Origin of the sequence: Asanoa sp. NPDC049573 (assembly GCF_040676615.1) — a bacterium.
Lineage (GTDB): Bacteria > Actinomycetota > Actinomycetes > Mycobacteriales > Micromonosporaceae > Asanoa.
The window spans coordinates 174,539-184,157 of the sequence record NZ_JBFAPI010000013.1; the positions used below are offsets into that span (position 1 = coordinate 174,539).

16 protein-coding genes are annotated in these 9,619 nt (G+C 70.9%); 6 read left to right on the forward strand and 10 right to left on the reverse strand.

The window, feature by feature from the left end; translation table 11 throughout:
* Positions 1-31: 31 nt before the first annotated feature.
* The 4 genes from AB0J74_RS26780 to AB0J74_RS26795 are packed head-to-tail and all read right to left on the reverse strand — an operon-like array spanning position 32 to position 2,613.
* A complete protein-coding gene (locus tag AB0J74_RS26780; protein WP_363452580.1) occupies positions 32-814 on the reverse strand; it encodes a MerR family transcriptional regulator in 783 nt (260 codons plus the stop codon).
* Positions 815-838: 24 nt separating this feature from the next.
* Positions 839-1,600, reverse strand: a complete 762-nt coding sequence (locus AB0J74_RS26785; RefSeq protein WP_363452583.1) for an ABC transporter permease — start codon at positions 1,598-1,600, stop codon at positions 839-841.
* A gap of 11 nt (positions 1,601-1,611) precedes the next feature.
* Entirely contained in the window at positions 1,612-2,394 is a 783-nt protein-coding gene (locus AB0J74_RS26790) for an ATP-binding cassette domain-containing protein (RefSeq protein WP_363452585.1), read from the reverse strand.
* A 45-nt stretch (positions 2,395-2,439) separates the two neighbouring features.
* A complete protein-coding gene (locus AB0J74_RS26795; RefSeq protein WP_363452587.1) occupies positions 2,440-2,613 on the reverse strand; it encodes a hypothetical protein in 174 nt (57 codons plus the stop codon).
* Here AB0J74_RS26795 and AB0J74_RS26800 point away from each other — a divergent pair.
* Positions 2,603-2,788: a hypothetical protein gene (locus AB0J74_RS26800; protein ID WP_363452589.1), complete on the forward strand. Its 186-nt coding sequence runs from the start codon at positions 2,603-2,605 to the stop codon at positions 2,786-2,788. The genes AB0J74_RS26795 and AB0J74_RS26800 overlap by 11 nt on opposite strands.
* 68 nt (positions 2,789-2,856) lie before the next feature.
* On the opposite strand, the gene AB0J74_RS26805 is transcribed toward AB0J74_RS26800, so the two are convergent.
* From AB0J74_RS26805 to AB0J74_RS26815, 3 genes are read right to left on the reverse strand one after another with little or no spacing between them, the layout of a single operon-like run.
* The gene (locus tag AB0J74_RS26805) at positions 2,857-3,279 is read right to left on the reverse strand and encodes a hypothetical protein (protein WP_363452593.1); all 423 of its coding nucleotides are present in this window, start codon (positions 3,277-3,279) and stop codon (positions 2,857-2,859) included.
* 21 nt (positions 3,280-3,300) lie between these two features.
* A complete protein-coding gene (locus tag AB0J74_RS26810; protein WP_363452595.1) occupies positions 3,301-3,564 on the reverse strand; it encodes a hypothetical protein in 264 nt (87 codons plus the stop codon).
* Positions 3,561-3,923, reverse strand: coding sequence for a DUF2089 domain-containing protein (locus AB0J74_RS26815; protein WP_363452597.1), 363 nt, complete (start codon positions 3,921-3,923; stop codon positions 3,561-3,563). The genes AB0J74_RS26810 and AB0J74_RS26815 overlap by 4 nt, the downstream gene beginning before the upstream one ends.
* A 159-nt stretch (positions 3,924-4,082) precedes the next feature.
* On the opposite strand from AB0J74_RS26815, the gene AB0J74_RS26820 reads away from it, so the two are divergent.
* Complete coding sequence (locus AB0J74_RS26820) at positions 4,083-4,583, forward strand: hypothetical protein (RefSeq protein WP_363452599.1); 501 nt, start codon at positions 4,083-4,085, stop codon at positions 4,581-4,583.
* Positions 4,584-4,713: 130 nt separating this feature from the next.
* On the opposite strand, the gene AB0J74_RS26825 is transcribed toward AB0J74_RS26820, so the two are convergent.
* Both AB0J74_RS26825 and AB0J74_RS26830 read right to left on the reverse strand, forming a co-directional pair.
* Positions 4,714-5,217 (reverse strand): nitroreductase family protein, encoded by a 504-nt coding sequence (locus AB0J74_RS26825; protein WP_363452601.1) that lies wholly within the window; start codon positions 5,215-5,217, stop codon positions 4,714-4,716.
* Between the two features lie 2 nt (positions 5,218-5,219).
* Entirely contained in the window at positions 5,220-6,611 is a 1,392-nt protein-coding gene (locus tag AB0J74_RS26830; RefSeq protein ID WP_363452603.1) for an FAD-binding oxidoreductase, read from the reverse strand.
* A 186-nt stretch (positions 6,612-6,797) separates the two neighbouring features.
* On the opposite strand from AB0J74_RS26830, the gene AB0J74_RS26835 reads away from it, so the two are divergent.
* The 4 genes from AB0J74_RS26835 (at position 6,798) to AB0J74_RS26850 (ending at position 8,354) form a co-directional block, all read left to right on the forward strand.
* Positions 6,798-7,100 (forward strand): hypothetical protein, encoded by a 303-nt coding sequence (locus AB0J74_RS26835; protein ID WP_363452605.1) that lies wholly within the window; start codon positions 6,798-6,800, stop codon positions 7,098-7,100.
* On the forward strand, positions 7,100-7,816 hold the full coding sequence (locus AB0J74_RS26840; RefSeq protein WP_363452607.1) for a zinc-binding dehydrogenase: 717 nt from the start codon (positions 7,100-7,102) through the stop codon (positions 7,814-7,816). The genes AB0J74_RS26835 and AB0J74_RS26840 overlap by 1 nt, the downstream gene beginning before the upstream one ends.
* Positions 7,777-8,085, forward strand: a complete 309-nt coding sequence (locus tag AB0J74_RS26845; protein ID WP_363452609.1) for a hypothetical protein — start codon at positions 7,777-7,779, stop codon at positions 8,083-8,085. Before AB0J74_RS26840 ends, AB0J74_RS26845 begins: the two co-directional genes overlap by 40 nt.
* 62 nt (positions 8,086-8,147) lie before the next feature.
* Positions 8,148-8,354 carry a hypothetical protein gene (locus tag AB0J74_RS26850; RefSeq protein ID WP_363452611.1) on the forward strand — a complete coding sequence of 69 codons (207 nt, stop codon included), beginning with the start codon at positions 8,148-8,150 and terminating at the stop codon, positions 8,352-8,354.
* 9 nt (positions 8,355-8,363) lie between these two features.
* On the opposite strand, the gene AB0J74_RS26855 is transcribed toward AB0J74_RS26850, so the two are convergent.
* The gene (locus AB0J74_RS26855; RefSeq protein ID WP_363452613.1) at positions 8,364-9,533 is read right to left on the reverse strand and encodes a CapA family protein; all 1,170 of its coding nucleotides are present in this window, start codon (positions 9,531-9,533) and stop codon (positions 8,364-8,366) included.
* Positions 9,534-9,619 lie beyond the last annotated feature (86 nt).

Below are 9,619 nucleotides of genomic sequence, written 5' to 3' on the forward strand. Positions count from 1 at the left end.
TCGTCGGAGAACCTCGTGCGGGTATGGGCTGCTAGCCGGACCGGCCCGGCAGGCGCTCCGTCCGGATCCACCCGGACCAGCCGCGTTCCCGCATCAGCTCGACCATCCGCTGGCTGCGCGGGTCGGACTCGGCGGCGAACGCGTCCAGGAGGTCGAACGACATGTCGTCGTAGGCGATCCCACCGCCGTCGAGCTCACCCGCGGCGTAGGCCTCGTCGGCCATGCCGGCCATCAGGTCGGCGGCCTCCACCACGCGCGGGTCGTCTCCGTCGGCGTCGCTGTCGAAGAGCTCCGACAGGAGGCGGTAGAGCCGGACGATGCGCGGGTCCTCGAGCGAGGCGAGCTTGCTGGGCATCATCGCGCGGATCTGATCGGGCCAGCGGACCGCGATCAGGATCCAGGCGTCGCGTTCGGCCTCGACCATCGCCTCTGACGCTCCGATGTCGCGGAGCCGGTCGAGATAGAAGGTCACCTCCGACGGGAGCGCCAGGCTGTCTCCGGTCGACAGCTGCGCGATCTGTTTGCGGCTGGTCTCCAGGCGGGCGATCTCGTCGCTCAACTGGCGGTCGATCCGGTGGACGGTCTCCGCGAAGGTCGTCGCGTCGGCCTCGAGCAGGTCGCCGATCTCGGACAGCGGCACGCCGGCGTTGGCCAGGGTGCGGATCTTGATCAGCGCCACCACCGCTTTCGCGCCGTAGCGGCGGTAACCCGACGCGTCCCGCTCCGGCTCGGGCAGCAGCCCGATCTGGTGGTAGTGCCGCACCGTCCGCGCCGTGACGCCGGCGTACGCCGCCAGTTGTCCGATCGTCAGCATCGTTCAATCCTGCCCTCCCGGTCGTCAGGAGACCTTGCGCCGGTAGGTGATGTTGGCGAACACATACGCGACGACCAGGATGCCGACGCACCAGCCGAGGGCCACCCAGATGTCGCCGCCCACCGGTCGCTCGGTGAACAGGGCCCGGATCGTGTTGACGATCGAGGTCACCGGCTGGTTCTCGGCGAACGCGCGGACCGGGCCGGGCATGGTGGCGGTGGGCACGAACGCCGAACTGATGAAGGGCAGGAAGATCAGCGGGTACGAGAACGCGCTCGCGCCGTCGACGGTCTTCGCGGTCAGCCCGGGGATCACGGCCAGCCAGGTCAGCGCCAGGGTGAACAGGATCACGATGCCGGCGACCGCGAGCCAGGCCAGCACGCCGGCGCCCGAGCGGAAGCCCATCACGAGGGCGACGAGCACGACCAGCACCACCGAGATAACGTTGGCGACCAGCGACGTCAGGACGTGCGCCCACAGCACGCCCGACCGGGCGATCGGCATCGACTGGAACCGGTCGAGGATGCCGCCCCGCATGTCGGTGAAGAGCCGGAACGCCGTGTAGGCGACGCCCGAGGCGATCGTGATGAGCAGGATGCCGGGCAGCATGTAGTCCACATAGGACACGGATCCGGTGTCGATCGCGCCGCCGAACACGTACACGAACAGCAGCATCATCGCGATCGGGGTGATCGCGGTCGTGATGATCGTGTCCAGGCTGCGGGTGACGTGCCGCATGGTGCGGCCGGTGAGTGCGGCGGTGTCGGCGAAGAAAGCCGTGGTCATTGTCGTTTCCTCTACTTCTTGTCGCCGATGACCGCGAAGAACACGTCTTCGAGGGAGGGCTGCTTCTCGACGTACTCGACCTCGGCCGGCGGCAGCAGCGCCTTGAGCTCGGCCAGCGTGCCGTTCACGATGATCCGTCCTTCGTGGAGGATCGCGATCCGGTCGGCGAGCTCCTCGGCCTCGTTGAGGTACTGCGTCGTGAGCAGCACGGTCGTGCCGCCCGCGGCGAGTTCCCTGACGGCCTGCCACACCTCGACCCGCGCTTCCGGGTCGAGGCCGGTCGTCGGCTCGTCGAGGAAGATCACCGGCGGGCTGCCGATCAGGCTCATCGCGATGTCGAGCCGGCGTCGCATGCCGCCGGAGTAGGTGGCCACCCGCCGCCCGCCCGCCTCGGTGAGGGAGAACCGCCGCAGCAGGTCGTCGGCGATCGCGCCGTGGTCCTTGAGGTGCCGCAGCTTGGCGATCAGGACCAGGTTCTCCCGGCCGGTGAGGATCTCGTCGACCGCCGCGAACTGCCCGGTCAGGCTGATCGACTCGCGCACCCGGGCGGCCTGGCCCGCGACGTCGAAACCGTTGACCCGGGCACTGCCGGCGTCGGCCTTGAGCAGCGTCGCCAGGATCCGCACCGCGGTGGTCTTGCCGGCGCCGTTGGAGCCGAGCAGGGCGAAGATGCTGCCCCGCGCCACGTCGAAGTCGACGCCGCGTAGCACGCGCACCTCTTTGTAGGACTTCTCCAGGCCACGCACCTGGATCGCAGGCGCTTGCGCCTGACCGGTTGTCGAAGGGACGCTCATGGCACCCAGCATGGAGGGTTGACGCTGCGTCAAGGTCAAGCCGAATCAGTCAGGTTCGCCGAGTGCGAACGCCAGCCGGTTCCGCACCTCCTCGACGGTGAAGCCCCATCCGGTCAGCGTCGGCCCGCTCCAGTTGATGCCCACGCGGTAATCGTCCGCGGCGAGGTCCGGCAACGCGCGCTCCCGCCAGTGGGCCGGCGGCGACGAAATGCTTGGCATCGTCGACTTCTCGATCTGCCCACACCTGGCCCCCGACGGCATGCCGGGCAACTCGATGGCCGAGGCCGAGAAATGGGCCGAGGCCCTGGGCACGCCCTGTTACGCGGTCGACGACGAGACCGCCTTCGTGGTCGAGGTGGTCTCCGAGGGGCGGTGGCGGCTCTCCAACCGCTGACCGGGCGGTGATACCACCGCCCGGTCAGCCGGCCCGCGCGACCCCGTGGTTCGGGCGGGCCCGCGGTGTCACTCGCAGAAGACCTTGACCTTGGCGTCGGGCTGGTCGACGTCGATGGTGACCTCGTCGAGGTGCTCGATGAGCTCCTCGATGTGTTGGGGCTTGAGCTGGGTGAGGTCGATCGGCACCCCGGCCTTGCTCAACTCGGCGTTGGCCTGGGTCAGCGCCTGCGGTGGGATGAGGGCGGTGAGCCGCACCCCGGCACGCAGCAGCTGAAGCGGGACCCGGACGTTGATCCGGCCCTTCCCGTCGCCGCCGAAGTTGTCGTCGGACATCACCAGGACGCGCAGGTATTTCGGTCGTGCCTTGGGCCGCGACGGCGACGCCTCGGCCTCCTCGCCCGAGAGGGCGTCTATCAGGCGCTCGGCCTCGTCCGCGGTGATCTTGCCTTCGGCCAGCATCTGCAGCACCTGGCGGCGTTGCTCGTTCATGACTCGTTCCTCCCCGTTGACTTATCTGAGGCTGACCAGCACGGCCGTGTGGCCCTGCTCGATCTCGATCCGGGTGCCACGCAGCGCGGACAGCAGGTGCCCGATGCCGCGCAGCGCGCCGAACACGCTCACCCGGAAGATGAGGCACGCGACCGCGCCCGCCAGCACGGCGAGCAGCAGCAGCGGCGACAGGATCAACAGCACCGGCAGGACGGGGATGAACAGCCGCAGCGGACGGCGCCCGCCCGGGCGGTTCATGCGCAGGGTCACCAGTTGCGGGATCATCGCGACCCCTCCAGTTCGGTCAGCGCCTCCTGGACGCTGATCTCCCCCCGCCGCAGCCGCTCGACGACGTCGCCGCCGGCGGGTGCCGGCTCGGTGTCGACGAAGTCGAGGAGTTCGGCGATCCGGTTGAGCCGGGCCTTGATCGTCGGGTAGCTCACCCCGAAGATCCGCTCCATCTCCTTGATCGAACCGTGCGAACGCACGAACGCCGCGACGAACACCTGGTCGTCGATGCCGAGCTGGGCCAACTGCGGCGGCTCGAACTGCCCCTCGATCACCACGCCGCTGCCGGCCAGCCGGACCCGCTCGACCGCGAACGGCTGCCCGCGGGTCAGGTCGGTCAGCTCCTGCCAGTCCATCTCTTCCGCCCCCTGGTCCCATCCGCTTACCTGGATTGATTTGTACCTTCATTTTTTTAAGGCGTCAACCGCTGATAGTTAATTTTCTTGATGTAGCCCGACGGGGTTGCGAAGATCATCGATCGACCGCGACACTCCTCCCCGACCGTCATCACCACCATGGGGGGACTCGTGCAGCCGTCGGATCCGGCACCAACCACCGGGCGCTCGATCTGGATGTGGGCCGGCGGCCTGGTGGGCCTCGTGCTCGCGGTCTCGATGTTCGTCAACAACAGCACCAGCCCGCCGCCACCAGCCGTACCCGACATCGCGGCACTCCTGGCGAGCCCGGGCCCGAGCAGCGTCATGCTCGCCGGCACGGTGATCCTCGGCAACAGCGCGTCCTTCACCCGCGACCCCGACGGCGGCTGCGCCGGCACCGGCGCACACGCCGACATCGTCGAGGGCGCCCTGGTGGTCGTCATGACCGACGACGGCCGGGCGTCCGGGATCCTGACCGACCCGCGGTCGCCCGACGCCGGCACGTGCCGGTTCTCGTTCCGCCTCGCCGGCCTGCCCACCGGCCAGGACCGTTACGTGGTCACGGTCGCCGACCATGACCCCCGCGAATACGCGGAACCCGACCTCGCCGCCGCGCTGGCCGACCTGCGCGTCGACTGAGAGTGGGACGGTCGCGGCTCTGGTACGACGACCGCGGCCGGTCGCTGATCACCGTCCAGTTCCAGCCCGGCGCCTACGTCAGCAACGTGGCGATCAGGCGCGTGCTCGACCTGCGCGACCAGTTCGTGATTCACCAGCGGCCGCGGTGGACGACCTCGTCGAAGGGGCGGCGGTTGGGCCTGCGGATGGGGCGCAGGGGCCGGTCGGCCGGGTAGCCGACGCCGAGCATGTAGGCCACGTCGTGGGTTTCCGGCACGCCCAGGATCGCCCGGGCCTTGGCGTGGTCGCCTACCGACGAGTGGCCCGTGCCGATCCCGAGGTCGGCCGCGGCCAGCATCATCGCGTACGTGGCCTGGCCCAGGTCGTACAGGTCGAGCGGCGCGCTCGGCTCCGGGAGCACCAGCGCGATGGCCGCCGCCGCGCCGGCGATGTGGCCCGCCGCCTGCCACGTGCTCGCCAGGTCGACCAGTTGGGCCCGGTCGGTGACCACCACGAAGTCCCAGTGCTGCCGGTTGGACGCCGACGGCGAGCGCCAGCCGGCCTCGACGATCCGGGTCAGGTCCGCATCGGACACCGGCTGGTCGGTGTAGGCGCGGACGTTGCGTCGTGCGCGGATCGCGTCCCAGGTTTCCATGCCTACCGCCCCGGTCTGATGTTGTGGTTGATGCGGAACATGTTGCCCGGGTCGTACTCGCGCTTGACCTCGACGAGCCGGTGGAAGATGTCCGGCTCGTAGGCGCGGGCGACCGCTTCCGGCGACGTGTCGTACCCGGTGAGGAAGTTGGCCTGTTTTCCGCCTGTCGCCCATGGTGCCATCGCGTCGGAGAGCGCGGTCAGCGGCGCGCGGAACCGCTCACCCATACCGGTCCCACCGAACGCGCCGGCGAAGAGCTGGAAGCCGGCGTCGCGGTTGCCGACGGCGCTCGGCAGGCTGGGCTCGCGGGCGAGCTCGCCGCCCAACTGGCGCAGCTCGATCATCGCGATCGGCAGGTCGACCCGCGGGCCGGCGGCGGCGACCAGCGCGTCGGCCGCCTCCGCCGGAAAATCGCCGAGCAACGACGACATCTCGTACGTGGGTGCCGCGTCGACCGGATCGGCGTGGATGGAGGCGAAACCGGTGTAGGGCATCTCGGCGACCGTGTCGACCAGCGCCGGCGCGGCGGTGCGCAGGTCGGCGATCATCCGCTCGCCCTCGGCCGCCGGGCCCAGGTAGGAGATCCGCACGTGCAAGGTGAAGCGGTCGCGCAGCGGTTCCGGGACGGCCGGCGCGTCCGGCAACCGCATGAACGCGAACGACAGCGTCATCTCCCGCGGAGCCGAGGCGAGCAGCCGGCGGAACGCCGCCAGCACCGGCTCGACGTCGTCCCCGGCGAAGTAGAGGCCGCCGCCGTAGAGCTGTGTCATCGGCACCAGGTCCATCGTGAGCGAGGTGACCACGCCGAAGTTGCCCTTGCCGCCCCGGATCGCCCAGAAGAGGTCGGGTTCCTGGTCCGGCTCGACGTGGCGGAACTCGCCGTCGGCGGTGACGACGTCGGCGGAGCGCACGTGGTCGGCGGCCCAGCCGTAGCTGCGGCCGAGGGTCGCGCTGAGCCCGCCGCCGAGGGCGTAGCCGACGACCCCGACGTTGGGCGACGAGCCGGCCAGCGGGGCCAAGCCCTCCCGCGCCGCCGCGTCGACCAGTGGCTGGGCCCGCACGGCGGCACCGATGGTCGCCGTGCGCGCGTCGGCGTCGATACTGATGTCGTCGAGGCGCCGAAGGTTGATCATGACGGCGCCGTCGCTGGCCATCGGCGCGCCATGGCCGGTGGCGACGGGGTCGACCGGCAGGTCGTGCGCGGCGGCGAACCGGATGGCGGCCCGCACGTCGTCGGCGGAGGTGGCGCCGACCACGACCGCCGGATGCTCCACCAGCGACTGGTTCCAGATGGCGGTCTCCGGATCGTATCCGTCGTCGCCGGGAGCCAGCACCGGTCCGGCCACCTCGCCGGCCAGCCGCCGCAGGTCGAGCCGATCGATCACGTACGTCATGCCTCGCCCCTCTGGTATCGCCAGTCTCTCGCCAGCACTTCCAGCCGGGGGGCCTCGCCATCGACGCTATCGTCCGTCCGCCGCAGCGCCCAGCATCTGCCGCAGCCGGGCCCGTGATAGTCATCATTTGTGACAGTCAAGAACTTGTACTAGTTTTGCACGGGTCCGGCGAGGAATCGAGGAGCTATGACGACCGTCGAGTTGACCCGTTTTCGCGTGCCCGAGGCACGCGCCGATGCGCTGCTGGCCGCGCGACCGGCCATGCTGCGTGACTTCGAGAGCCACCGCGCCGGCTTCCGCGGCGCGCGGCTGATCCGGTTGGGCCCGGACGAGTGGCTGGACCTGGTGTTCTGGCGCTCGCCCGACGACTTCGCCGAGTCCCGGCGCCGGGGCGCCGACCGGCCCGGCATCGCGGACTTCTTCGCGCTGATCGACGAGTTGATCAGCACGGAGCAGGGCACCACCGCCGACGAACCGGTCGGTGCCTGATGCGGGCCGCCTGGTATGACAAGCAGGGTCCGGCGCACAAGGTGCTCAAGGTCGGCGAACTGCCCGATCCGCGCCCCGGCGACGGCGAGGTCCGGGTGCGGGTGTCGGTGTCCGGCATCCACGTCGGCGACCTGGGCAAGCGGCAGGGCTGGTGGGGATCCACCATGCCCTACCCGCGGGTCGTCCCGCACGGCGACGGCGCCGGCACGATCGACGCCGTCGGGCCGGGCGTCGACCCGTCCCGCGTCGGCGAGCGGGTCTGGGTCTACCTGGCGCAGTCCTACCGGCCGTTCGGCACCGCCGCCGAATACACCGTGGTGCCGGCACGGCACGCGGTCAAGCTGCCGAAGAAGGTGCCGTGGGAGCAGGCGGCCGGGCTCGGGATCCCGGGAATCACCGGCCACCGGGCGATCTTCGCCAGCGGGCCGGTGAAGGGCCAGCGGGTGGTCGTGACCGGCGCCCTCGGTGCGGTCGGCCGGGCCGCGATGGCGGTGGCCCGGCGCGGCGGTGCGACCGTGATCGGCACCGTGCACAACCCGGACCAGGTCGAGGCCGCGCTGGCCGCCGGCGCCCATCACGTGGTCGACACCCAGGGCGGCGACGTGGCCGCCCGCATTCTCGACGCGACCGGCGGGGAACCGATCGACCGGGTGGCGAGTTGGCATTCGACACGAACATGGCCACGAACCAGGAGATCCTCGGGTACGGCGGTGTGATCGCCACCTACGCCACCGGTTCGGCCGAGCCGACCGTCCCGTACTGGGACCTGGCCTTCAAGAACATCACCGTCCAGTTCCTCAGCAACGACGACTTCCCGGAGGCGGCCAACCAGGCCGCCGCGCACGACCTGACGGCCGCCCTGGTCGCCGGCGACCTGGTCTACCCGATCGCGGGCTGGTTCCCGCTGGAGGAGATCGCCCAGGCACAGGACCTCGCCGAACACAGCGCGGGCACGGGCCGCGTGGTCTTGGACATCCAGAAGTAGGCGGGCGCCGCCGAGCCGTTAGGCTGGTCCTGACCACGCAGTGCGGCACCCGGGAGAAACTCATGTCCGACGAAGAGAACACCACGACGGACGAGACGCCCGAAGAGGCGGCCGACGAGACACCGACCTACGCCAACCGGGCCGAGCGCCGCGCCAAGGGCAAGACCAAGGGCGCCCAGTCGCACCAGCACGGCAGCAGCGGCGGCTTCACCGGCAAGGGCGGCACCTTCCAGCCCCCGCGCAACTACGGCAGCCGCCGCAGCGGCTGACCCGCCACCTCAGCGCTCGACGACGATATCGGCGCCGCCGCGCCTCACCTGATCGGCGGTCCGGCGCCAGGACGCCCGGCAGTCGCGGCGCAGAGCGGCCGGGTCGCGGTGGCTCGCGGCGCAGCGGGCCGCGTCGAGCACCCGCGCCGGGCCGGCGCCGAGCAGCATCCAGGTGGGCAGGGCCTCGGCCAGGGTGATCTCGAACCGGCCGGGTGCCACCTCGGTGACCGTGAAGCGCGCCAGCACCCCGTCGCGGGTGTCGGCGGAGAAGCCCTGGCCCGAGACGTGGTTGCCGAGGCCGTAGGCGACCCACTTCGACCCGATCCGTTCGAACGGCTGCACGACGTGGGCGTGGTGGCCGAGGACCAGGTCGACGTCGGGCGAGCGGAGCACCTGCCGGGCCACCTGACGCTGCTGGGTGTTCGGGTCGTGGGCGTACTCCGTTCCCCAGTGGATGGACGCGACGACGAACTCGGCGCCGGCCGCCCGGGCCTCGTGCGCCTGCCGCAGCAGCGCGGCCACGTCGAGTTCGTTGGCCAGCCAGGGCTTGTCCCCCGGCTCGCGCAGACCGTTGAGGCCGAACGTGAACGACACGTGCCCGACGCGTACGCCGTCGATCTCGTAGATGGCCGGCCGGGCCGCCTCCGCCGCGCTGCGGGCGGTTCCGGTGTGCCGGATACCCGCCGCGTCGAGCGCGTCGAGGGTGCGGTCGACACCGGCGGCCCCACCGTCGATGCTGTGGTTCGACGCCGTGGAGCAGGCGTCGTAGCCGGTGCTCTTCAGCGCCGGCGCGATTCGCGGCGGCACCAAGAAGATCGGGTAGCCCGAGAACGGACCGCCCGGCCGCCCGACCGGCGTCTCCAGGTGGCAGATGGCCAGGTCGGCGGCCGATACCACCGGCGCGACATCCTTGAGCAGCGCCCGGAAATCGTCGTGCCACAGTCCAGAGTGGAGCAGGACGTCGCCGCTGCCGACGACGGTGAACGTGCGGGGAACCCAGGCCGGCGCCGACAGCGCCGGCGGCCAGGCCGCGAACTGCGTGGCCGAACCCGCGCTGCCGCCCTGCGGCACCGGATCAGGTGCCGCGGTAGCCGAATCGGGGCTGGCGCCGGCCAGGAGGACCGGGCCGAACACCGACAGGAACGCGGCGCCGACGAGGACCGCGCGACGGAACGGCATCCGTGCAGAGTGCCGGACCCGTACGCGCGAATCCAGAGTTTCGTTCGTTTTCGGTGACACCGCCGACGCGGCGGCCCCGCCGCCCC